Annotated in this window: 22 protein-coding genes and 1 pseudogene; 7 read left to right on the forward strand and 16 right to left on the reverse strand. The window is 66.9% G+C overall.

Annotated features, from left to right (window positions below; translation table 11 throughout):
* Position 1: 1 nt before the first annotated feature.
* The 7 genes from deoC to ABIA65_RS24045 are packed head-to-tail and all read right to left on the reverse strand — an operon-like array spanning position 2 to position 7920.
* Positions 2-700, reverse strand: coding sequence for a deoxyribose-phosphate aldolase (gene deoC, locus ABIA65_RS24015; RefSeq protein WP_354525106.1), 699 nt, complete (start codon positions 698-700; stop codon positions 2-4).
* 33 nt (positions 701-733) lie between these two features.
* The gene (locus tag ABIA65_RS24020) at positions 734-1741 is read right to left on the reverse strand and encodes an ABC transporter permease (protein ID WP_354525107.1); all 1008 of its coding nucleotides are present in this window, start codon (positions 1739-1741) and stop codon (positions 734-736) included.
* Entirely contained in the window at positions 1734-3281 is a 1548-nt protein-coding gene (locus tag ABIA65_RS24025; protein ID WP_354525108.1) for a sugar ABC transporter ATP-binding protein, read from the reverse strand. The genes ABIA65_RS24020 and ABIA65_RS24025 overlap by 8 nt, the downstream gene beginning before the upstream one ends.
* Positions 3271-4233, reverse strand: coding sequence for a sugar-binding transcriptional regulator (locus ABIA65_RS24030; protein ID WP_354525109.1), 963 nt, complete (start codon positions 4231-4233; stop codon positions 3271-3273). Before ABIA65_RS24030 ends, ABIA65_RS24025 begins: the two co-directional genes overlap by 11 nt.
* A complete protein-coding gene (locus tag ABIA65_RS24035; RefSeq protein WP_354525110.1) occupies positions 4233-5795 on the reverse strand; it encodes an FGGY-family carbohydrate kinase in 1563 nt (520 codons plus the stop codon). The genes ABIA65_RS24030 and ABIA65_RS24035 overlap by 1 nt, the downstream gene beginning before the upstream one ends.
* A gap of 3 nt (positions 5796-5798) precedes the next feature.
* Positions 5799-6890, reverse strand: a complete 1092-nt coding sequence (locus ABIA65_RS24040; RefSeq protein WP_241399519.1) for a galactitol-1-phosphate 5-dehydrogenase — start codon at positions 6888-6890, stop codon at positions 5799-5801.
* A gap of 49 nt (positions 6891-6939) precedes the next feature.
* Positions 6940-7920, reverse strand: a complete 981-nt coding sequence (locus ABIA65_RS24045; protein ID WP_241399518.1) for a substrate-binding domain-containing protein — start codon at positions 7918-7920, stop codon at positions 6940-6942.
* A 210-nt stretch (positions 7921-8130) separates the two neighbouring features.
* Here ABIA65_RS24045 and ABIA65_RS24050 point away from each other — a divergent pair, with 210 nt between their 5' ends.
* A complete protein-coding gene (locus ABIA65_RS24050; protein ID WP_354525111.1) occupies positions 8131-9198 on the forward strand; it encodes a DUF4192 domain-containing protein in 1068 nt (355 codons plus the stop codon).
* On the opposite strand, the gene ABIA65_RS24055 is transcribed toward ABIA65_RS24050, so the two are convergent.
* The 3 genes from ABIA65_RS24055 to ABIA65_RS24065 all read right to left on the reverse strand — a co-directional run bounded on the left by ABIA65_RS24055 (position 9179) and on the right by ABIA65_RS24065 (position 11497).
* Positions 9179-9868 carry an iron-dependent transcriptional repressor DtxR gene (locus ABIA65_RS24055; protein ID WP_241399516.1) on the reverse strand — a complete coding sequence of 230 codons (690 nt, stop codon included), beginning with the start codon at positions 9866-9868 and terminating at the stop codon, positions 9179-9181. The two genes, ABIA65_RS24050 and ABIA65_RS24055, sit on opposite strands and share 20 nt — an antisense overlap.
* A gap of 120 nt (positions 9869-9988) precedes the next feature.
* Positions 9989-10948 (reverse strand): sigma-70 family RNA polymerase sigma factor, encoded by a 960-nt coding sequence (locus ABIA65_RS24060; RefSeq protein WP_241399515.1) that lies wholly within the window; start codon positions 10946-10948, stop codon positions 9989-9991.
* 147 nt (positions 10949-11095) lie between these two features.
* Positions 11096-11497 carry a DUF3099 domain-containing protein gene (locus ABIA65_RS24065; RefSeq protein WP_241399514.1) on the reverse strand — a complete coding sequence of 134 codons (402 nt, stop codon included), beginning with the start codon at positions 11495-11497 and terminating at the stop codon, positions 11096-11098.
* Between the two features lie 76 nt (positions 11498-11573).
* Here ABIA65_RS24065 and ABIA65_RS24070 point away from each other — a divergent pair, with 76 nt between their 5' ends.
* Positions 11574-11810, forward strand: coding sequence for a DUF3039 domain-containing protein (locus ABIA65_RS24070; RefSeq protein ID WP_241399513.1), 237 nt, complete (start codon positions 11574-11576; stop codon positions 11808-11810).
* On the opposite strand, the gene ABIA65_RS24075 is transcribed toward ABIA65_RS24070, so the two are convergent.
* On the reverse strand, positions 11800-12810 hold the full coding sequence (locus tag ABIA65_RS24075) for a YihY/virulence factor BrkB family protein (RefSeq protein WP_354525112.1): 1011 nt from the start codon (positions 12808-12810) through the stop codon (positions 11800-11802). The two genes, ABIA65_RS24070 and ABIA65_RS24075, sit on opposite strands and share 11 nt — an antisense overlap.
* Before the next feature lie 63 nt (positions 12811-12873).
* The gene (locus ABIA65_RS24080) at positions 12874-13065 is read right to left on the reverse strand and encodes a DUF7455 domain-containing protein (RefSeq protein WP_241399511.1); all 192 of its coding nucleotides are present in this window, start codon (positions 13063-13065) and stop codon (positions 12874-12876) included.
* Positions 13066-13194: 129 nt separating this feature from the next.
* Between ABIA65_RS24080 and ABIA65_RS24085 the strand changes: the two genes are divergently transcribed.
* Positions 13195-13563: a DUF952 domain-containing protein gene (locus ABIA65_RS24085; protein WP_354525113.1), complete on the forward strand. Its 369-nt coding sequence runs from the start codon at positions 13195-13197 to the stop codon at positions 13561-13563.
* On the opposite strand, the gene ABIA65_RS24090 is transcribed toward ABIA65_RS24085, so the two are convergent.
* Together ABIA65_RS24090 and ABIA65_RS24095 are read right to left on the reverse strand one after the other, a co-directional pair.
* Entirely contained in the window at positions 13548-13916 is a 369-nt protein-coding gene (locus tag ABIA65_RS24090; RefSeq protein WP_354525114.1) for a RidA family protein, read from the reverse strand. The genes ABIA65_RS24085 and ABIA65_RS24090 overlap by 16 nt on opposite strands.
* Before the next feature lie 10 nt (positions 13917-13926).
* The gene (locus tag ABIA65_RS24095) at positions 13927-15018 is read right to left on the reverse strand and encodes a methyltransferase (protein WP_354525115.1); all 1092 of its coding nucleotides are present in this window, start codon (positions 15016-15018) and stop codon (positions 13927-13929) included.
* A gap of 57 nt (positions 15019-15075) precedes the next feature.
* Between ABIA65_RS24095 and ABIA65_RS24100 the strand changes: the two genes are divergently transcribed.
* The gene (locus tag ABIA65_RS24100) at positions 15076-15858 is read left to right on the forward strand and encodes a hypothetical protein (RefSeq protein ID WP_241399507.1); all 783 of its coding nucleotides are present in this window, start codon (positions 15076-15078) and stop codon (positions 15856-15858) included.
* 60 nt (positions 15859-15918) lie between these two features.
* A pseudogene (locus ABIA65_RS24105) lies at positions 15919-16020 on the forward strand (excalibur calcium-binding domain-containing protein); the annotation flags it as partial.
* A gap of 62 nt (positions 16021-16082) precedes the next feature.
* Here the strand turns inward: ABIA65_RS24105 and ABIA65_RS24110 are convergent.
* Positions 16083-17453, reverse strand: coding sequence for an RNA polymerase sigma factor (locus ABIA65_RS24110; protein ID WP_305853297.1), 1371 nt, complete (start codon positions 17451-17453; stop codon positions 16083-16085).
* A gap of 412 nt (positions 17454-17865) precedes the next feature.
* Here ABIA65_RS24110 and ABIA65_RS24115 point away from each other — a divergent pair, with 412 nt between their 5' ends.
* The gene (locus ABIA65_RS24115) at positions 17866-20625 is read left to right on the forward strand and encodes a helix-turn-helix transcriptional regulator (protein ID WP_354525116.1); all 2760 of its coding nucleotides are present in this window, start codon (positions 17866-17868) and stop codon (positions 20623-20625) included.
* A 66-nt stretch (positions 20626-20691) separates the two neighbouring features.
* Here ABIA65_RS24115 and ppgK read toward each other — a convergent pair whose 3' ends face one another.
* The gene (gene ppgK / locus ABIA65_RS24120; RefSeq protein ID WP_241399504.1) at positions 20692-21489 is read right to left on the reverse strand and encodes a polyphosphate--glucose phosphotransferase; all 798 of its coding nucleotides are present in this window, start codon (positions 21487-21489) and stop codon (positions 20692-20694) included.
* Between the two features lie 148 nt (positions 21490-21637).
* Here ppgK and ABIA65_RS24125 point away from each other — a divergent pair, with 148 nt between their 5' ends.
* Positions 21638-22486: an inositol monophosphatase family protein gene (locus ABIA65_RS24125; protein ID WP_354525117.1), complete on the forward strand. Its 849-nt coding sequence runs from the start codon at positions 21638-21640 to the stop codon at positions 22484-22486.
* Positions 22487-22488 lie beyond the last annotated feature (2 nt).

Genomic DNA, 22488 nt, shown 5'->3' on the forward strand with positions numbered 1-22488 from the left:
GTCAGTAGTCGGATGCCACCTCGGGCCCAGCCGCGCCGAGCAGCGCGCGCGATCCCGACACACCTAGCCGAGTAGCGCCCGCCGCGATCATGGCCTGCGCCTGCTCGAGAGTGCGCACACCGCCTGATGCCTTCACCGCGAGACCTTCGCTGTGCACCGTGCGGTACATCAGCTCGACCGCGTGCGCGGTGGCACCGCCGGTCGGATGGAAACCCGTCGAGGTCTTGACGAAGTCGGCGCGTGCTGCCGTAGCCGCGCGACACACCCCGACGATCTCGTCATCGGTCAACGCGGCCGACTCGATGATCACCTTCAGTACCGTCGGCGCGGGCGCGGCGGCGCGCACCGCTGCGATATCGGCCTCGACGCGGTCGAACGAGCCCTCCTTCGCCGCCCCGATGTCGATCACCATGTCGATCTCGTCCGCGCCGTGGCGCACTGCCTCGGCGGCCTCGGCGGCCTTGACCGTCGAGCTGTGCTTCCCGCTTGGAAAGCCGCACACCACTGCGATTTTCAGGTCCGAGTCGGACGGGACGCTGATCGGCAGCATCGATGGTGAGACGCACACCGAGTAGGTGCCCAGCGCCACTGCCTCGGCGATCAATGCCTCGACGTCGGCCGCGGTCGCCTCCGGCTTGAGCAGGGTGTGGTCGATCATTGCGGCGACCTCAGTGGTGGTCGGCTGTGTGTCGATAGTCATCGGATTCGAAGCCCTTCTGTTGTTGCCTGGGTTTCAGGCGGTCTTGTTCTGACGGTCCAGGACGTAGTTCATGATCAGCGCCGCGATCAGGATGAGTCCGGTCACGAGCATCTGGAAGAACGAACTCAACCCCAGCAGGTTGAAGAGATTGCGCAGCACCGACAGCAGCAGCACGGCGATGAATGTGCCCATCACACCGCCCTTTCCGCCGAACAGGCTGGTCCCTCCCAGCACCACCGCGGCGATGGCGTCCAGTTCCAGTCCGGTGTTGGCCGTGGGTTGACCGATGGTGAGCCGCGCGGTGAGCAGCACCCCGACCAGCGCGGCCAATCCGCCGCAGATCACATACGCCGCTGTGGTTATGCGCTGCACTGGCAGCCCGGATAGCCGTGCCGCCTTGGCGTTGCTGCCGACCGCGTAGATGTGTTCACCGAAGGTCGTGCGGCGCAGCACCAGACCCACGATCACGGTGGTGATGACGAAGATCAGCCCGACGACCGGAATGCCGGCGATGGTTCCGGCGCCCAAGAACCGCAGGCCGATCGGAATCTCCGCGGTTGTGGGTGTGCCGTTGGTGGTCAGGAAGGTGAGACCGCGGATGCTCTGCATCCCGGCCAGCGTGATCATGAACGCCGGTAGGGCTAGGTAGGCAGTCAATCCGCCCATGATCCCGCCGAGCACCAGCCCGCTCATGATGGCCAGCACCATGGCGATGGGCCAGGCGATTCCCAGGCCGATGAGGATCGCGACCACCATTCCCGACAGTGCCGCAACGCTTCCCACCGACAGGTCGATGCCAGAGGTCAGGATCACGACGGTCATGCCGATCGCGACGATCCCGGTGAGGCTGGATTGCTGCAGCAGGTTCGCCATGTTCTGCGAGGTGAGGAACTGCGGGGCCGTGACCGATGCGACGACGAACAGCGCAACGAAGATGAACAGCAGATTGAACCGCACGATGATGTTCTGGCGACGTGTACGCACATTGACCGCCGGGGCGGACGGCGCGTGCGGTGTGGGGCCCTGAATGAGGTCAGTCAATGTCGTGTCCTCCTGTGACAACGCAGCGGGCGATATCCGCCGGTGATGTGGTGCTCGGGTCGTATGCCGCGATGTTCCTGCCCTCGTGCATGACCCAGATCAGATCGCAGTTCTCGGTGAGTTCGCTCAGCTCGCTGGAGGCCATCAACACGCCAACGCCGGCCTCGGCCAGCGCCTGAACCTGTTCGAACAGATCGGCTTTCGCACCGATATCCAACCCGCGGGTGGGTTCATCGAGCAGTAGCAGGTCGATTCCGCGGGCCATCCACTTGGCCAGCACAACCTTCTGCTGATTGCCGCCGGAGAGCTCACCGACCGGCTGATCAATGCTGGAGAACTTGACACCCAGACGCTGCAGTGGCGGCATGCACAGCGCTCGGGCGGCTTTCATCGGGTTCAGGGCGAATGGCGCCAACGCCGCGATGCCTGCGTTACGCAGGATCGACTGCTCCAGGAACAGTCCCTGGCTCTTGCGGTCCTCGGGGACCAGGCCGATCCCGGCCTGAACGGCGCCCCGGGGGGTCTGCCGGGTGATGCGGGAGCCACTCAGCGTCAGGTCGAGCGTGGCACGCCTGTCGCCGAACAGGGTCGCCAGCAGTGTGGAACGGCCCGCGCCGCCCAACCCCGCCAGCCCGACTATCTCGCCGCGCCGGACGGTGATACCCGACACGTCGATCACGCCCGGGATGGCGGCGCGTCGAATCTCGAGCAATTCGGCGCCCTCGCCGTCCGGGCGGGGTTGGCGCGGCGTGTGGGGCTGCAGGCCACGGCCGATCATTGCCTCGACCAGTTCGTCCTTGGTCACGGCGGCGACGTCGAAGACGCCGACGGTGGCGCCGTCGCGCATCACGGTCGCGCGGTCGCCGATCTCCTTCACCTCGTCGAGGCGGTGGGAAATGTAGATCACCGACTTGCCCGCGGCGGTGAGTTCGCGGATGACGCGGAACACCTCGGCGAGATCGTGATCGGTAAGCGTGGCGCTGGGCTCGTCCATGATGATGACGCGGGCATCGGTGGTGAGTGCCTTCGCGATTGCCGTGAGCTGCTGATCGGACACAGACAGATTGGCCACGACATCCGACGGTGCGAAGCCGCCGCCGACTCGGGTGATCGCCTCGGCCGCCAGGCGATCTCGTTCCCGGCGTGCGACGAAGGGGCCGCGCAGCGGTTCATGGCCCAGGAAGAGGTTCTGCGCCACGGTCATATCCGGGATGAGGTCTAGTTCCTGGTAGATCGTGTTGATCCCGGCCCGGACGCCGTCGATGGGGGAGCCGAACGTGACGTCCTCGCCGCCGAGGGTGATCGTTCCAGAGTCCGGCGTATAGGAGCCCGACAGAATCTTCATGAGAGTGCTTTTGCCCGCGCCGTTCTCGCCGAGGAGGCAGTGCACTTCGCCCCTGGCGACCTCGAGGCTGGCGCCATCACATGCCTTGGTCCCGGGGAACGCCTTCACAATGTCGTGCATCCGCAGTGCGGTGGCCCGTTCGGCTTCGAGAGGCTGGCTCGGCGGTGTCGAACTGATGGTGCGGCTATTTGTCATGTCGGTGCTCCAGCACGGCCAGTGCCGTGGGTTCGTCGGTGATGAGGACTGAGCACAGCCCGCTGGCCAGAGCGCCGTTGATGACGGGGACCTTGTGTGTGCCCGCAGCCACTGCGATGGCGCAGTTGGCGGTCTTGACGTCGTCGAGGCTGAGACCCACTGTCCGCCTGTCGATATCGTCGTAGGCGATCTCACCGGTCGTGGTGATGTAGTGGGCGAGGATATCTCCGCAGGCGCCGGCCGAGTCGAGTTGGGCGAGTTCGGCAGGGGTGACGGCACCGGACTCGACCAGGACTGACGTCGGGCCGAGCGCCCCCAGGGAGAACAGGAGGGCGTCCGCCTTGCGGGCGCGGGACAGCACGTCCACGACGAAGCCCTCGGTGTAGAGCGCATCACGCGTTTCGATTCGCTCGACGATTGCCGGTACCGGCAGCAGCGTGGCCCGGCCATTTCCGCTATGGGCGATGCTCGTCACGATGTTGGCCGCCCTCGTGGGATGCACGGATCGGCTGACCCCGCCGTTGGCCTGAATGACCTCGATACCGCGTGTCCATCCGTCGGGCAGCACTGCGGCCACTTGCTGCAGAGTGTTGCCCCAGGAGACACCAAGGGTGGTGATCCACGACGAGTTCGTCTTCAGGTAGTTGGCCGCGGCCGCGGCGATGTGCTCGCCATCCGGTCCGCGGTTCTCCGGGCCCGGCACGACCACGCATTCACGCAGTCCGAAGCGGCTGCGCATCGCCACTTCGAGGTCGGTGCGCCGCGCCTGCGGATGCACGATCTTGATCTGGACGAGGCCAACCCCGCGGGCCTCGTCGAGCAGTCGTCCGACCTTCCATCGAGTCAGGTGGAGCTCGGACCCGATGTCCTCCTGGGTGCGGCCCTGCTCGTAGTAGCACTGCGCAACATAGAGCAGCAGGTCAGTGCGGCTCTCGTCTGCGGCCGCGCTCATTACCGCACCACCCGGAACGGGCCGCGGGTGCCCACGTCGGGGCCAGGACCGCCGTTGTCGGCGGCGTCGCACATGATCGGTCGCAGCGCCTCGGTCAGTCGCTGGTATTCGCCAAACGTCTGCTCGTAGACCGCTATTCGCTTCGGGTCGGGTTCCAGCATCCGGACCCGCGGGGCGAACAGTTGGGAGCCGGCGCCCAAGCTCGGAACGATCCCGGCGGCGGTCGCCGCGATCACCGCGCAGGCCCGCAGGGTGAGGTTCTCACCGATCACCAGTTCGGCGGGCCTGCCGAGTACGTCTATTGTCACCTGCTGCCACAACGAGTTTCGCTCGATGCCACCGGAGAAGACGAGGCGCGTACAGGGCACCCCGGAGCGTTCGAACGAGTCGATCACACTGCGGGTCCCGCAGGCGACGGCCTCGACCATCGCTCGGTAGAGTTCCGCCTTCGTGGTACCCAGCGTGAGCCCGATCACGGCCCCGCGCAGGCGGGCCTCGCGGTGCGGGGTGCGGTTGCCCATGAAGTAATCGAGGGCTCGCAGACCATGCGCACCCGGGTCAACCGCGGTCGCCTGATCAATGAGCGCAGGAAGATCCTCGCGGCGCACACCCATGATGGACTCACCTGTCCACTTGAGCACCGAACCACTGGTGACCTGACCGCCCTCGACCAGCCACTTACCGTGATTCAACGCGTCGGGGTAGGGGCCCCACACCTCGTTGGAGGTGGTCGGTTCGTCCACTTCGGTGACGATGGCCGACGACGTACCGGACACGACCGAGACCAGCCCGTCCACCTTGCCGCCACAGGCCAGCAGCGACACGTGTGCATCGATACCGCCCACGGCGACAATCGCTTTGTCGGCGATGCCCAAATCTGCCGCCGCGCTCTCGATGAGGGTGCCCGCGACACCGCCGACCTCGACGATCTCATCGGGCAGCTTGCCGACGAGGTCCTCCATGCCCAGCGCGGCATAGAGTTCCGCGGGGAAACGCCCGGCGAGGGCGTCGTAGTTGTACTTACAGACGGCGTTCATCTGCGAACCGACCCATCGGCCGGTCAGCCGGAACGTGATGTAGTCGACGGCCTCCACGATGCGCGCGGCTGATCGGTACGCGTCGGGATCGTGCTTCTTGAGCCACATCGCCTTGGGCAGTAGCCATTCGGCGGCATCGGATCCGCCGGACCATTCGAGGATCGGATGCTGCCTGCTCAGTTGTGCGGTGCGCTCCGATTCCGCCGCACCGCGCGCATCCATCCAGAGAATGGCCGGGCGTAGCGGCGTTCCGGCCGTGTCGACAACCGCCACCGTCGAGGCGGTTGTCGACGCGGCGATGGCGATGACCTGCCCGGCTGCCCGACACGGGTCACTGCCCAGCAGTTCACGGGTCGCGGCGGTGATCGCGGCCCACCAGTCCCGCGGATCCTGCTCGGCCCACCCCGGCCTGGGGTGGTGGGTCGAGTAGGGGCGGTGGGCCGTGCCCAACGGGGTGCCGTCCTCGGTGAACGCACCGATGCGTGCGCCCTCGGTGCCGAGGTCGATCGACAGAAGAATTCCCATGACTCAGTCCTCGTTGGGCATGAACAGAACTTTTGACGAGAAGATCGAGCGGTCACCGAGCTGCTGCATCATGTCCGGCAGTGCCGACAACGGCAGTTCATGAGTGATCATGAACTCCCACTTCAGCTTTCCTTCGGCCATCATCTGAGCGGAGGTGCGCCACTCGTCGCCGGGGAACGGTGCGGAGAACGAGTTCCACGAGCCGTGCAGGCTGGTCTCCAGCCGCATGAACTGGTTGAAGGTCTCCTTCTCCAGGGTGACCGGCGCGTGCGGGATACCGACGAAGACCGCGTGTCCGTGCGGGCCGGTCAGGTTCGCCGCCATGTCGGCTGTCGCGGGCACGCCCGCGGACTCGAGCACCACGTCGTATCCGCGGCCGCCCAGGGCGCGGGCCTCCTCGGCGCTCTGCACCGCGTGGGTGGCACCGGCCTCGCGGGCCATGGCCGCCTTCTCCTCACTCAGGTCGACTGCCACAATCTGGCTGGCGCCGTGCAGCTTTGCCCATTGCACTGCGAAGAGTCCAATCGGACCCGCGCCGATCACCAGGACGCGGTGTCCGGCCCGCAGGTTCGTCTTCCACAGTCCGTGCAGTGCGATGGCTGCCGGGTCCAGCATCGCGGCTGCGCGAGGATCGATACCCGCGGGCAGTTTCAGCAGATTGCCGACCGGGGACACGACGTACTGCGCGTAGGCACCGTCGGATCTGCTGCCGAAGTAGTCGTAGTTCTCGCAGAGCCCGAACGCGCCGTCAGAGCAGAAGTCACAGCGCCGGCACGGGATCAGCGGTGGGACCGATACGAGTTCGCCGACCTCGAATCCGTCGACGCCTGCGCCGAGTTCGACGACCCAGCCGGAGAACTCGTGCCCGCAGATGATCGGCATGACGTAGCCACCGTTGCGCAGCATCCGGGGGATGTCGGAGCCGCACACGCCGCAGGCGGCGACCTTGAGCAGCACCTCACCGGGTGCGGGTCTGGGCACCGGCGCCTGCTCGACCCGGATGTCGCCGGGCGCGTACATCACCGCCGCAGTCATGCTCTGGGGCAGATCCTGTGGGGCCGACACGGTTGCCGGGGCGGGGGCCTCGGTTGTCATCAGAAGTTTCTCCTCGTGCGTTGTCTTTGGCTGACTCAAACTCGGCTCGCTATGCGGCGGCGAACGTTGATTCGCCCTGAAGCGATGGTGCGTTGGACTTGTTGACCAAATCGGTTCCGGCGTCGACGAACTCCGGCACAGTCTCACCGCGGGCGACCTTCACCGCAGTCTCGATCGCCAGTTTTCCCTCGGCGTTGGGATCGTTGAGCGCGGTGGCGATGTACTGGTCACCGCTGGCGATGGCGCGCACGGCCTCCATCAGACCGTCCACCCCGAAGACCTTGACGTCGGTGCGGTTGTTCTCGGTCAAGACCTGCAGAGCACCCAGCGCCATATCGTCGTTCTGGGCGTAGACGGCTTTGAGGTCGGGATGGGCCTGCAGGAGATCCTGCATCGCAGTCACGGCCTTGGACCTGGTGTAGTCGCAGTAGGGCCCGTCGATGACGGTGATATTCGGCTGGGCGGCCACGGCAGCCTGGAATCCGTCGTGGCGATCCCGCGCCACCGCGCCACCCGCGTCGCCCTGGATCTCGATGATCTTGCCCCCGGCAGGCCCGAGCGTGCTCACGGCCGCCTCACCAACGAGCTGGCCCATGGCCTTGTTGTCGCGGCCGACGAACGCCGCCGCGCCTGATTCGACCGGGCGGTCGACGGTGACGACTTTGATGCCCGCAGCCTTGGCGGCCGCCAGGGAGGGGGTGATGCCCTTCGGGTCGACCGGGTTGATCACCAGCACGTTGATACCCCGGGTGATCAAGTCCTGGACGTCGTTGTTCTGCTTGGTCACGTCGCCGTTGGCATCGGCGTAGAAGAACTCATTACCCTGGGCCTGCGCCTCGGCCTTGGCCGCGTCGGTGAGTGCGACGTAGAACGGGCTCTGCTGAGTGGCCTGGCTGAAGCCGATCTTGAGCGGTCCGTCGACGACGGTGCTGCTCTGGGCGGCGTCGTCACCTGGTACTGAGCACCCGGAGAACGCCATGGCCATTGCGGCTCCGAGCGCGATTCCCGAGAGGGCTTTTGCGAGTCTCACGTTTCCTCCTAGCTGTGCGCGCCGGTGGTTGGGCCGCGCATGACGACCATCACGTTAGGGACGAGCATGTGACACCGTCAACGGATGAGCAGAACTTTGCTCATATGCGCATAGATGCGGCCATCCCCAGAGCCGACTTCATCCACAGCGTCGCGCCCGATGCCGCCATCGTCTGGTCGACCCGACGGCGGCTGATGTCACGTTCGGCGCATGACCACATCCAATACTGGTGACTTCCACGACAACCGGCCCGGTGCACTGATCGCCGCGCTGCCTGCGGTTCTGGGGTTCACGCCCGAGAGTTCGCTGGTCCTCGCGACCCTTCAGGACGGTGCGATGGGGTGCGTGATGCGCGCTGACCTGTCCGAGGAGCTGATCGTCACGGTCGAGGAGATCGCCGATCTCGCGGCCGGCAGCGGTTCTGACACTGCGATGGCGGTGATCGTGGACGCCGACGGCGCGGCATGCCGCATGTGCGACGACGAGCACCGCCGCCTCGCCGATGCCCTTGCGTCGGCCCTGGAGAACCGCGGGATTGACCTGGCGGAGGCGTACGTCGTGGACCGCGTCTGCGCCGGCGGGCGATGGCACTGCGCGGACGGGTGCGGTCGCAGCGGCACCGTGGACGACCCGTGCGCGTCACCGGTGGCCGCCGAGGCCGTGCTCGGCGGGCGTCGTCTCTACGGCAAGCGCGCCGAACTGCTGGAGGTCATCACCGTCACCGATCCCGCTCGCGTACGTGCATTGCGGGCAGCCATCGCCAATGCGCCGTCCTTCCGCGGCGCCGAGCGGGAGGACGCCGACACTCGCGCCGACGTCGAGCACGCCATCGCCACCGCGGCGGCCACGGGACGTGGGCGTTGGCCGTCGGATGCCGATCTCACCCGGATTGCGGGCGCTCTGAGTGATCCGCGAGTCCGGGACATGCTCTACGCGTTGGCGGTGGGATGTGATGCCGCACAGGCGGAGTCGCTGTGGGCGCTACTGGCCCGCACACTTCCGGACCGGTGGCGCGTCGATGCGCTGGCTCTGCTGGCGTTCTCCGCCTACGCGCGAGGTGACGGTCCGCTGGCCGGTATCGCGCTGGAGGCGGCGCTACGGGTGGATAGCGGCCATCGGATGGCCAGGATGCTGGATCAGGCACTGCGGACCGGCATGCGGCCCGAACAGATCCGGGAACTGGCGCGCAGTGGTTACCGGCTGGCGCAGCAGCTGGGTGTCACGCTGCCGCCGCGAAGCCTGTTCGGCACACGCGGGGCTAGACCTTCTCGACCTTGACCGCGTGGGCCATGTCGTGGGCCAACTCCACCTGCTCGTGGCCCGGGATGATGATCATGACGCTGCCGTGGTCGCTGACCTGAACGGTGACCCGCGCATTGGGCACCACGCCGGCGTCCTTGAGTCGGGTGATCAGGTCGGCATCGCCCTGGACGTGCTCGGAGAGCAGACGCACCCGCACGGCGATCGGGAAACCGCTGGGCAGCTCGGTGAGCCGCACCAGGTTGCCATCGTCGGGGTTGGGCAGCTCGACACCCAGTTCGGCGAGGCCGGGGATCGGGTTGCCAAAGGGCGAGGTCGTCGGGTTGTCGAGCACCCGCACCAGGCGTCGCTCGACGTCCTCGCTCATCACGTGCTCCCAGCGGCATGCCTCCGCGTGCACTTCCTCCCAGGGCAGCCCGATGACGTCGATCAGCAGACGCTCGGCGAGCCGGTGCTTGCGCATGACCGAGATCGCCAGGGCCCGTCCCTTGTCGGTGAGTTCCAGGTGGCGGTCACCGGCGACGTGCAGGAGGCCGTCGCGCTCCATCCTCGACACGGTCTGGCTGACGGTGGGGCCACTCTGCTCGAGACGCTCCGCGATGCGCGCGCGCAGTGGCACCACACCCTCTTCCTCGAGGTCGTAGATGGTCCGTAGATACATCTCGGTGGTGTCGATGAGATCGTTCATGTTGCCGCCCTCCGTCGGGAAGAGTCTACCGTTGTCGGGGCGCGAAGCGGGCCGCACCACGGCCGCGTCACGCAGTGATGCCCGCCGCGGATCGCGACGGGCATCACAGGATGAGAAGGGTCAGCTTGCGTAGGAACGCAGGCGCTCCGCGCGGTCGCCGTGGCGCAGCTTGGACATCACCTCGCGCTCGATCTGACGGACGCGCTCGCGAGACAGTCCGAAGAGCTTGCCGATCTGGTCCAGAGTGCGGGGCTGGCCGTCATCCAGACCGAACCGCAGCCGGATCACCTGCTGCTCGCGCTCGTCGAGCGTGGCCAGCACGTGGCGGATGTCGGTGTGCAGCAGTTCGGAGATCACCGCGTTCTCGGCGGACATGGCGTTCTCGTCCTCGATGAAGTCGCCCAGCGGGGCTTCCTCGTCGCTGCCGACCGGCATGTCCAGGCTCACCGGGTCACGGCTGTGCTCGAGGAGATCGGCGATCTTCTCGGCGGGGATACCCGACTCCTCGGCCAGTTCCTCGTCGGTGGCCTCACGGCCCAGGTTCTGGTGCATCTCGCGCTTGATCCGGGCCAACTTGTTGACCTGCTCGACGAGGTGGACGGGGAGCCGGATGGTGCGGCTCTGGTCGGCCATACCGCGAGTGATCGCCTGGCGGATCCACCACGTGGCGTAGGTGGAGAACTTGAAGCCCTTGGCGTAGTCGAACTTCTCCATCGCGCGGATCAGTCCGAGGTTGCCCTCCTGGATCAGGTCCAGAAGCGGCATGCCGCGACCGGTGTAGCGCTTGGCCAGTGACACCACGAGACGGAGGTTGGCCTCCAGCAGGTGACGGCGGGCCGCCTCGCCGTCCCGGACGATCGCCGCGAGATCGCGCTTGCGGGTATCGCCGAGGCGTTTCTTGGTGGCCAGGACGTGTCGGGCATATAGGCCGGCTTCGATGCGCTTCGCGAGTTCGACCTCATCGGCGGCCGTGAGCAAGGCAGTCTTGCCGATGCCGTTCAGGTACACGCGCACCAAGTCAGCGGCTGGGCTCTGGCTGTCGAGATCGGACTCGATGCGGCTTGCGGTAGCACTCGCCATTACTGCCTCCTGCTCGGCTGGAACTGTCATGAACTTCAACGTCGGGACAGTCCAAAGAGTTCCCACTGGCCGCCAGTTACACACCTGCTGAGCTGCAGTTTCTCGCCGACGACCTGAGAATGTCCTGAGAAGTGAGCCAGATTTCGCTCAGTGCGGAACGTCGCGCGGTGTCTCAGCCGAATCGGGCGGCGGCACAGCATGGGGTGCCTCTTCGAGCGCGGGCCGCTCGGCGGTGGGGAAGAGCGGAATCTTGCGCCGCGACGCGTAGCGCCGTGGCTCCTCACGCTGTCGCGGCGGTCGGTCATTGGCGATCAGCACGGCGATCCAGGGCAGCGGGATGGACGCCACCAGGATGGCCAAGGAGATCAGTCCGTTGTGCCATATGCCGTAGGCGACCGCTGCGAGAATCAGAGCCGGAATGCGAAACGACATGATCGTGAGGTACTTGCGCACACGCTCGCGGTGCTGCTCCTCATAGGGCACCGCCGCACGGGTGATGAGAACCGGCTTACCGTCGTCGTCGAAACTCAGCTCTTGGCCGTGTTTCATGCCTCCATCGTTCCACACCCGGGGCCGGTGTAAACCGCCGGTTCATTACCGAAGCCTTGCGATGCACAATGTAGGCATGGAAACCCAGACGATCGAGCGGACCGACGTTGACGAACGCGCCGACGACGGCACGGACGACGATGCTCCCAAGGTCTTCCACTACGTGAAGAAGAACAAGATCGCCGAGAGCGCGGTCATGGGAACCCACGTCGTCGCCCTGTGCGGCGAGGTGTTCCCGGTGACGAAGTCGGCCAAGCCGGGCTCGCCGGTGTGCCCGGACTGCAAGCGGATCTACGAGGGATTCAAGAAGTAGTCGAGGTTCCCTCGCGCGGTGTTGGCGCGGCGGGTTTCTCGTCATCGACTGAGGCAGTGCTCGCGCCGCCGTCACTGTTGAGTGACTCGGCCTTCTCCTCGAGCCAGCCACGCAACCTCTTGGCGTGGGTCTCGGGCGCCGGCCACTCCTCTTCGATCGCCGCGTTGAGTTCGGCGCCGATCATGATCGCGAAGCCCAGGAAGAACGCGAACAGCAGGAACGCGATAGGTGTGGCGAGCGCTCCGTAGGTGTAGCCCGTCGCGGTGATCCAGGTCAGATACACGCGCAGCCCCACCGTCGCGATGATGAACACCGTGGCGGCCAATAGGGCGCCGAACACCAGTCGGTGCGATGGCAGCGGTTTGGGCAGTGCCACCCGGTAGAGCACGCCCACCGCGACGGCCAGGCCGAGGAACAGCACGGGGTAGTAGCCGTACTGAAGGACGTGATCCCAGCTGTCAGGGATGTACTCGCGGACCTTGCTCGGCCCGAGCGCGACAAACGGCGCCGTGACGATGACGCCCAGCAGCATGATCATGTACAGGCCCAGCGCGTAGAACCGTTGACGCACTGGATGCCTCAGCGGGGTCTGGTCGTGCGCCTCCACGATCGAGTCGACGAACGCCGAGATCGCCGACGACCCGGCCCACAGCGATATCACGAAACCCAGCGACACCACCTCGCCGCGGGCACCCGCCACGATGTCGGAGATGGTGGGCTCGATGATCTCGTTGACGACGTTGCCCGAGAACAGGTTCGCGGCCGTCGAGATCAACTGATTCTCGATCGTCTGCAGTGTGTTGGGCCCGAACAGCGGCGCCACCCATGCCAGGCTGCCCAGCATCCCCAGCAGTAGGGGAGGCAGGGACAGTGCACACCAGAAGGCGGCTTGCGCGGCCTCCGAGAAGATCGAGTCGTCCCAGCTCTTCGAGAGAGTGCGCTTGCTAACCCGCCAAATGTGGTGCTTGGACGGTCTGACTGGCTGTGGCTGGTCGCTCATGACCAGACCAGCATTACCGACGCGGACCGATTGCGCCCGCATGGGTGCCGCTCGGCGGGTCTGTCAGGCGTCGACCGGGCTAACCTCGATGACGGCCGCCAGCTCAACCAGCTTCGCCTCGTGCTCATTGGCGTGGTGCTGGCAGAAAAGCAGTTCAGCTCCCGACGGCAGCTTCGCTCGGACGCGAGCGGCGGCGCCGCAACGGTCACAGCGATCAGCCCGGGTCAATTCGGGGCTGGTCAGAGTTGCGTTCATGGCTCCTCCTCCGGTCTCGCGTGTCTCTACTCTGTCAGACGTTTGGGCGTCCGGGGTTGTTCCCCAAGCGTTCACCGGTGTGTCGTGTCTCACCCGATACCCGAGTTGCCGTTCCGCCACACTGGACCGATGCCCGCGGAATCGCATCAGCTGGTGCACCTTTGCACCGAACAGGAGTGGGAACGGGCTCGCGCCTTGGGGGAGCGTCGGCCGCCGTCGCTGGAGGATAGCGGATTCGTCCATCTGTCCAGCCCGGAGCAGGTGCACCTGCCCGCGAACCGACTCTTCGCCGGGCGCACGGACATGCTGTTGCTGACGCTGGACCCGTCGCTACTGACCGCACCCGTGCGGTGGGAGCCCGGCGTTCCGGGCGATCCCGAGGCGATGACGTTCCCGCATCTGTACGGCCCGCTGCCGGCCCACGCTGTGACAAGTGTCACGGCGTACCTCCCCGGTGAGGACGGGCGCTTCGCTGCGATCGGTCACTCGGGGACGTAGGCGTCGGCCTCGATCTCGACCAGAAGATCCGGTGCGATAAGGGCTGAAACCTCGACCATTGTCGTCACGGGCCGGATGTCGCCGAACGTCTCAGCGTGCACGGCCGCGATGTCCGGCCACTGCGTGATGTCGGTGACGAACGTCCGGGTCCGAACGACATCGGTCATCGATGCGCCGCAGTCGAGCAATGCAGACTCTATGCGGCGCAATGCCTCCCGCGCTTGAGCCGCGGCGTCGTCGCCCGGCGCGGTGGTGCCCGCGACGACGACGAGCGGCCCAATGCGCACCGCCCGCGAGTAGCCCACCTGGTCCTCGAACGGGGAACCCGACGAGACGTTCAACCGGTCGGGCATCACCGCGTCCTCACGCCGGCACCGCTTCGACAATCGACATCGGCCCCGCCGTCCCGATGACACGAGTCATCCGGAACCCGGCGCGCGCCAAAAGATCCCGGTATTCGCTCGGGGTGCGCTCGCATCCGCCGGGATGCACCAGCATCTCGAGGTCGAGCAGCATTCCGGGATGCGACGGTGCGCCCTCGGGAAGTACCAACTCGAACAGCAGAAGTTTGCCGTTCGGCGCGATCGCGGTGCGGATGTTGCGGAGGATCGTCAGCGACTTCTCGTCGTCCCAGTCGTGAATGATCGTCTTCATCAGGTAGACATCGCCGCCTTCGGGCACCGCCTCGAAGAACGAGCCGCCCGTCTTGGTGCACCGGTCCGACACCCCGGCCCGGTCGAGTTCGGGACCCGCGCCTGCGATCACCGACGGCAGGTCGAACAGCACGCCGCGGGCATCGGGTGCCGTCGCCAGTGCTGCGGCTAGAAGCGCCCCGTGGCCGCCGCCGACATCGACGATGAGCTTGTGGCCGGAGAAGGTGTAGGCCGGAACGGCGGCCTCGATTGCCATCGCGGACACGCCCGTCATGGCGTCGTTGAAGACCTTCGCGTACTCAGGATCGGTCTCGAGATAGTCGAACACCGGCATACCGCGTAGCTTCTCCGCCGCCGAGTCGCCCGTCTTGACCGAGTACAGCAGGTTGCCCCAGTGCTCCCAGTGCGACGGGTGGCCGACCAACTTGATCATCGGGGCCATGGACCCGTCGTAGTCCGAGCGCAGCGCTTGGCCAACGCGGGTCAGCGAGAATCGTCCGTCGCGGTGCAGCTTGAGCAACCCGTTGGCAGCCAGTGCCCGCATCAGGCGGTAGGTGGCGCCGGGGTCGGCGCCGACGGCGGATGCGATGTCGGCGCTCGAGCGTGGACGGTCACGAAGCTCGTCGGCGATGCCGAGTTGGGCGGCGGCGTACAGGGCCTGGGTCAACCACGCGCCCTGGGTGATCTCCAACAGTGCGATGTTGGCGGGCACGGCCGATCGGCTGGCCGTGCCGAGGGCATTACGGATGCGGCCAATTGTGTTAATCAGCCAGGTGGGCGGGGTCTTCGCGGTTGCAGGCACGAAGGCAAAGGATATACCTGCGTGCGTCCCTGGTCGTCTTGCCTAGACTCAGCCATCATGGGAATCCTGTCGGGCTTCGCGCCGTGGGTCGTCTATTGGATACTCGTGGGGAACGTCCCCCTTGCCGCCGCGGTGTTGGTGGCGCTCGCGGTGGCGGTGTTGGCGCTGATCGTGAGCCGGGCTCGCCGTTCGACGGTCAGCTCGCTCGAAATCGGGGCGATCGGGACGTTTTCGGTGCTCGCGATCCTGACGTTCACGCTGAGTCAGACGTTCATGGAGCGCTGGATCCTGACGTTGAGCGGTGCGGGCATCCTGCTCGTGGCCCTGGTCGGCGTTCTGGCCGGCAAACCCTTCGTGCGGGAGTTCGCCGAGGCCGACCAGCCCGCCGAGGTCGTCAAGAGCGATCCGTTCGAACCGGTCACCGCGTTGGTGACATGGATCTGGGTGGCCGCCTTCGCGGTCATGACGGTGTCGTCGGCCATCCCCCCGATCGTGGCGCGCGACGCCAGCCTCCTGGACACGACCCCGCTGTCGGTCGTCTGCTACTGGGTGGTCCCGGTCGTCGCGCTGGGGCTCGCAGTGCTGGCCGGCCGTGTCCTCATCGACCGGATGGTGGCTGCGGCGCTGAGCCCGGACGTCGTCCGCAAGACCACGTTCGTGGCGTTCCGCGAACTCGCGATCGACGAACTGCTGTATATGGCCAAGGAGAAGGCCGATCGCGAGGTGGGCGCCGGTAAGGAGGCCTACGCCGTTCAGGTCCTCGGAAAGGGGACTCCACTCACCGGAGACGAGTCCCGCGAGTCGTGGCCGGCCTCGTACAAGGTGCGCGAGCGGCGCTGAGCACGCCCGCTCTCAGCTCGACCATGATTCGCGCACGCCGAGCCGTATTACAAGAATTGCAGTGCCGCGCGCGACGCCGGCGCCGCGCCCGTCATGGAGGGCGACCCGGGTTACGGGCCGCACCTCGACCGGGACGGTGACGGCGTCGGATGTGAGAGCTAGGCCCGAAAACGACGAAATGGTCGCTACCAGCACGCTGGTAGCGACCATTTCGTCGTTTTCGACTAGTCCAGGTAGTCGCGCAGCACCTGGGAACGGCTGGGGTGGCGCAGCTTGCTCATCGTCTTGGACTCGATCTGACGGATGCGCTCGCGGGTGACCCCGTACACCTGGCCGATCTCGTCGAGCGTGCGCGGCTGGCCGTCGGTGAGGCCGAAGCGCAGCCGGACCACGCCGGCCTCACGCTCGGACAGCGTCTCCAGCACGCTCTGCAGCTGATCCTGCAGCAGGGTGAACGACACGGCGTCCACCGCGACGACGGCTTCGCTGTCCTCGATGAAGTCGCCGAGTTGGCTGTCGCCCTCGTCGCCGATCGTCTGGTCCAGCGAGATGGGCTCACGCGCGTACTGCTGGATTTCCAGCACCTTCTCCGGCGTGATGTCCATTTCCTTGGCGAGCTCCTCCGGCGTGGGCTCGCGGCCCAGGTCCTGGAGCAGCTCGCGCTGGATGCGGCCGAGCTTGTTGATGACCTCGACCATGTGCACCGGGATACGGATGGTGCGGGCCTGGTCGGCCATGGCGCGGGTGATGGCCTGGCGGATCCACCACGTGGCGTAGGTGGAGAACTTGTAACCCTTGGTGTAGTCGAACTTCTCGACCGCGCGGATCAGACCGAGGTTGCCCTCCTGGATCAGGTCCAGGAACGCCATGCCACGGCCGGTGTAGCGCTTGGCCAGCGACACGACCAGGCGGAGGTTGGCCTCCAGCAGGTGGTTCTTCGCGCGGTCACCGTCACGGCAGATCCACTGCATGTCGCGGCGGTACTGCGTGGTGAGCTTCTCACCCTTCTCGGCCTTCTCCGCGAGCTGCTGAGTGCCGTAGAGCCCGGCCTCGATGCGCTTGGCGAGTTCGACCTCCTCCTCGGCGTTGAGCAGCGCGACCTTGCCGATCTGCTTGAGGTAGGCGCGGACCGAGTCCGCCGAGGCGGTGAGTTCGGCGTCCTTGCGGGCCTGTCGCAGCGCCTCGGATTCCTCTTCGTCCCACACGAAGTCACCGGAGGCCTTGTCCTTGTCGGACGGCTCGGCGATGTCGTCGGACTCCTCGTCGGTGGCCTTGCCCGCTGTCTTGACGGCAGGGGTGGCGGCGTCGGCCGAGTCCTCGGTGTCGTCGTCCTCGGTGTCGATGTCCTCGAGTTCGATATCGGCCTCGTCGACGTCGATGTCCTCATCAGACACATCGACGTTGTCGGCGGTCGTCACATCGTCGTCGACGCTCGTGGCCTTCTTGGCGCGGGTGCCCTTCGCGGGCCCCTTGGGGCCGGTCTTGGCGGCGGCCTTGGTGGCACGCTTGGCAGGAGCGGCCTTCTTGGCGGGCGCCTTGGTGACGGCCTGCTTCACCGGCTCGTCTGTCGCCGACTTTGCCTTCGTCGCGGTCACGGGACACCCCTTACGGTCTTGCTGGATCGGGGGCGTGGGCATGCGCCACCGAAAAATTGTCGGCTCTCGAATGTTGGCGTCGATCGCAGTTCGGATACTGCCGCTATTCGTTGTGCGGCCGCCGTTGACCATTGTAACGACAGAGTGGGCGACCGCCCGCCTCGAGCGCAAAAACTCGATGTCGGCGAGCCGCGCGCGCGCTCGAGCGGGGCGGATGAGGCCGCAGTGAGCGCCACTCCGGGAAACGGGACCGTCTCGGCCAGTTCATAGCCAGAACCGACATCGGCCGCTCGAGAATCTCCCAGATCGCCTGCCGATCTGATCATGAAGGGCTGAGTATGTCGTCCCGCGGCGAATCTTCGGAGCGGGATTGGGGGTGCCTTCTGCTTTGCTAGCTGCGATGATTGTCGGCGTGTCGTTCGCAGCGGTCAGTAGGACTGTGGAGCTGCAGGCGGTCGATATCCTCTTGATGACGGCTGCGGCACGCCCGTCTGCGTTGGTCATCGCGGGGGAGTCCGGCATCGGCAAGACCACGTTGTGGAACGAGGCGGTCGAGCATGCGCGACGTGCGGGGTACCGGATCCTGTCGGCCCGCGCCGGTGAAGCGGAGTCGGTACTGACCTACGCGGCCGTGGCAGACCTGTTGGCGGACATCGAGCCAGACATCCTCGACCAGCTGCCCGATCTGCAGCGCATCGCCGTTGACCGGGTCCTTCTGCGCGCCAGCGCCGACGGCCCGCCCACCGATCAACGCGTGACCGCGGCCGCCCTGGTATCGGTCATCACCGCGCTGACGGTGCGCTCGCCGGTTCTCATCGCCATCGACGACGCACAGTGGCTGGATTCGTCGAGTCAGCCCGTGCTGCAGTTCGCCGCCCGCCGGCTCGCGGGCCGAGTCGGCATGGTGCTCACCGAGCGCACCGATTCAGACGGCGTGACGGCATCGCCCTGGCTGAGGCTGGGAGATCCCGATGCGGTCAAGCGGTTGCGGGTGGGACCCATGACGCTGGGGGCACTGGACACCATCATCTGTGGGCGGTTCGGTCGTGCCCTTCCTCGGCCGACGATGGTCCGGATCGCCGAGGCCTCAGGTGGGAATCCGTTCTACGCCCTGGAATTGGCGCGCGCGGTGGACGGACAGTCGGTCAGCGCAGACGCCGTACTGCCCAGCACCCTGGCCGATCTGATGCAGCTGCGCACCGGACACTTCAGCCCGGCTGTCGCCGACATGCTGCTCGCTGCCGGATGTGTGGCGGAGCCGACCGTGAAGCTGCTGGCTGAGGCCACCGGGGTGGGCGTGGACCGGGTCGAGGAACTGCTCGCGGGACCCGAACGTGAGGGCATCGTCGTCATCAACGGTGATCAGGTGCGGTTCAGCCATCCACTGCTGGCTCGCGGGATCTACACCCAGGCCGGTCCGGGGCGCCGTCGTCGCATGCACCGTGCGCTGGCGAGCGTCGAGACGCAGCCCGAACTCAAGGCCCGCCACATGGCTCTCGGCAGTGCCAGCGCCGATCCCGCGACTCTGAATGCACTCGACACGGCCGCCGATGCGGCGAGTGCACGCGGCGCGGCGGCTGCGGCGGCCGAGCTGACCGAGTTGGCGATCGAGTTGGGCGGCGACACTCCCGCCCGCCGGCGGCGCGCTGCCAGACACCTCCTGCGGGCCCACGAGACCCGTCGGGCCCGCAAGCTCCTCAAGCCCGTCGTCGAATCGCTACCTCCCGGACCGCAGCGGGCGGCGGCGACCATCCTGCTGGCCGGTACATGGATCTACGACAACGACTTCGCTCCTGCCAAGGAACTTCTGTCCGCGGCGTTCGAGGACGCCGAGGGCAGTCCACTGCTGTTGGTCCGGGCACACTTGGGGCTGGCGCTGGCGCAGGGTTGGACCGGAGAGTATGCGGACGCGTTGCAGCACACGGCGTCGGCCGTCGAGCAGGCCGAACTTCTCGGCGCCCCTGCGGTGATCAGCCAGGCGCTGGCCATGCACGTGGCTCTGGAGTGCGGGCAGGGCAGGGGCCGCGACGAGGAGGCGTTGCGCCGGGCCCTGGAACTCGAGGACCCCGACGCCGACGTGCCGGTACCCGCGCGGGCCGGCACAGCCGATGCCATGACGCAGGCGTGGCTCGGTCGGCTCGACGAGGCCCGGACGGCCATGATGATGGTTCGTCGCCGCTGCATCGAGCGCGGGTCCGACGCGGACATGATGCAGGTGTCGCGGCACCTGTCGATGATCAACGTCTGGATGGCGCGGTTTGGAGCCGCCGAGGTGGTCGCCGACGACATGATGCAGCGCGCAGAACACCTCGGTGGGGAGTACTCACTGGTGATCGCTCGGATTCAGCGAGCGCTGGTGTGGGCCTACCAGGGGCGTGAGCAGCACGCGCGAAACGAGATTCACGCCGCGATCGTCGGCGCGCACCGGTGTGATGCGCCGCAGATGGCCGCGTGGCCGATGATGATCCTCGGCTTTCTCGAGGTCTCGCGTGGCAACCACGCCGACGCACTGGAGGCGCTCGCGCCGATCCTGGCCGGTTTCGACCCCGACGGGGGGACCGAGATCATCGCTGCGTCCTACATCCCCGACGCGGTTGAGGCGATGGTCGCGCTCGGCCGCCTCGACGACGCCGAGCCGTTGATCGCTGCGCTGGAGCGTAACGGCGCCGCACTCGACCGGCCGTGGATGCTGGCCGTCGGTGCGCGGTGTCGGGCCATGATGCTGGCCGCGCGCGGCGATGTGGTGGGCGCAGAGAAGATGGCAGACAAGGCGATGGCCGAACACGACCGGCTGCCGATGCCATTCGAGCGGGCCCGTACGCAACTGTTCGTCGGTCAGCTCGCCCGCCGGCAACGCCGCAAGCAGGTTGCGGCCCAGGCCCTCACCGAGGTGGTGACGGAGTTTCGACAGTTGGGAGCCAGGCTGTGGGTCGATCGGGCCCGCGCCGAACTGGCCCGGGTTAACGTGGCGCGCAACAGGGACTCCGATCTCACACCGTCGGAGATCAGCGTCGCCAGGCACGCGGCGGCCGGGATGACCAATCGGGACATCGCCGCTGCGCTGTTCATCAGTCCGAAGACGGTCGAGCACAACCTCAGCCGCATCTACCGCAAGCTCGGTGTGCGCACCCGCGCGGAGCTGGCCAGCCACGCCGAACTCATCGAGGGCTGACGGTCGGCGGAGGTCGCCGAATGACAGCGAAAATCGTTGTGCTGTATCGGGTTCTCCCCAGCGAGATCAGGTGGTGGTGTCCTTGTCGGCGGCCATCGCGGCGCCGACGATGCCCGCCGTGTTGAGCAGCGTCGCGGCGACGACGGGCGTGCGGTTCTTCAGCAGCGGAATCCACTTGTCGGCCTTGCGACTGATGCCGCCACCGGCGATGAAGAGGTCCGGCCAGATCGCGTTCTCGATGGTCACCAGGACCTTGGTCACCTCCTCGGTCCAGCGCTCGTAGCTCCAGTCCTTGCGCTCCTTGACGGACGAGGCCGCACGGTGCTCGGCCTCCTTCCCGCCGACCTCGAGGTGTCCGAATTCGGTGTTGGGCAGCAGGATTCCATTGTGGATGACCGCGGAGCCGATGCCGGTGCCGAAGGTCAGAAGTACGATGACACCGGTGTTGTCGCGGCCCGCGCCGAACCGCTCCTCGGCCAGTCCGGCGGCGTCGGCGTCATTGAGCACGGTCACCGCCTGACCGTTGAGTTCGGCTGAGATGGCGTCACGCGCGCTGGTGCCGATCCACGCCTTGTCGACATTGGCGGCGGTCCGCACGATGCCGTCGGTGACGACGCCCGGGTACGTGACGCCGAGGCTGCCCGTCCAGCCGAATTCGCGGACGACGGCGGCGACGGTCTTGGCGACGGCGTCCGGGGTGGCGGGTTGGGGGGTGGGCAGTTTGAACCGCTCGCCGATCAGCTGACCGGTGGCGAGGTCGACGACGCCGCCCTTGGTCCCGCTGCCGCCGACGTCGACTCCGAATCCGCGGTGTTGTGTGCCTTCGGTGCCCGAGTCTGCTGCAGACGTTTCGGTGGCGGTCATGAGCACTCCTGTTCCAGAGGCCGGCAGGTGCGACGCGATCCACACACTAGTGGGTCGGCAATGGTCTTGTGGGGCAGCCGCGCAACCGGATCGGCTTGTCCTGTGATCGGCTTTGGTCTTGCGATGGCTTCTGTGCTGCGATGAGCCGGTGACTGACATCGACTCTGAGCCCACGACGCTGCGGACGGTTGCCGAGGACCTTGCCGCACAAGCCGCCGACTTCGTCCGACGTCGTCGTGCCGAGGTGTTCGGCGCAGGCAGCGCGGAGAGGGCGTCGGCGGTGCGGAGCAAGGCCTCGCCGACCGATCCGGTGACGATCGTCGACACCGAGACCGAGCGGCTGCTGAGGGACCGGCTGGCGGTGCTGCGTCCTGGCGAGCCGGTGCTCGGCGAGGAGGAGGGCGGGTCCGTGCACGCGGAGCCGGGGCAGCCGCTGTGGGTGCTCGACCCGATCGACGGCACAGTCAACTTCGTCTACGGGGTCGAGGCGTACGCGGTGTCGGTGGGTGTTCAGGTGGACGGCCGGTCGGTGGCGGGCGCGGTCGCCAATGTCGCGACCGGTGAGGTGTTCTCCGCCGCACTGGGCCATGGCGCATGGCTGCGGCGGGGTACCGAACTCACGCGACTGGCGTGCACGCCGATCACGGATCTGTCAATGGCGTTGGTGGGCACCGGTTTCGCCTACGCGCGCGACGGCCGGATACGCCAGGCCGAGGTGTTGGCGCAGATCCTGCCCGAGATCCGCGACGTGCGGCGCATCGGGTCGTGTGCGCTGGACCTGTGCATGGTCGGTGCCGGCCGGCTGGACGCCTACTTCGAGGACGGCGTGCACGTGTGGGATTGGGCGGCGGGTGCACTGGTGGCGTCCGAGGCGGGCGCCGTCATGGATCTGCCGCCCGTCGACGGAAGCGGCGGTGAGCTGATCGTGGCTGCGGCGCCGGGCATTGCGGGTGATCTCGATGCCGCGCTGCGTCGTGCGGGCGCGCCAATGCGCTAGCG

It is taken from the genome of Mycolicibacterium sp. 624, assembly GCF_040548615.1.
Lineage (GTDB): Bacteria > Actinomycetota > Actinomycetes > Mycobacteriales > Mycobacteriaceae > Mycobacterium.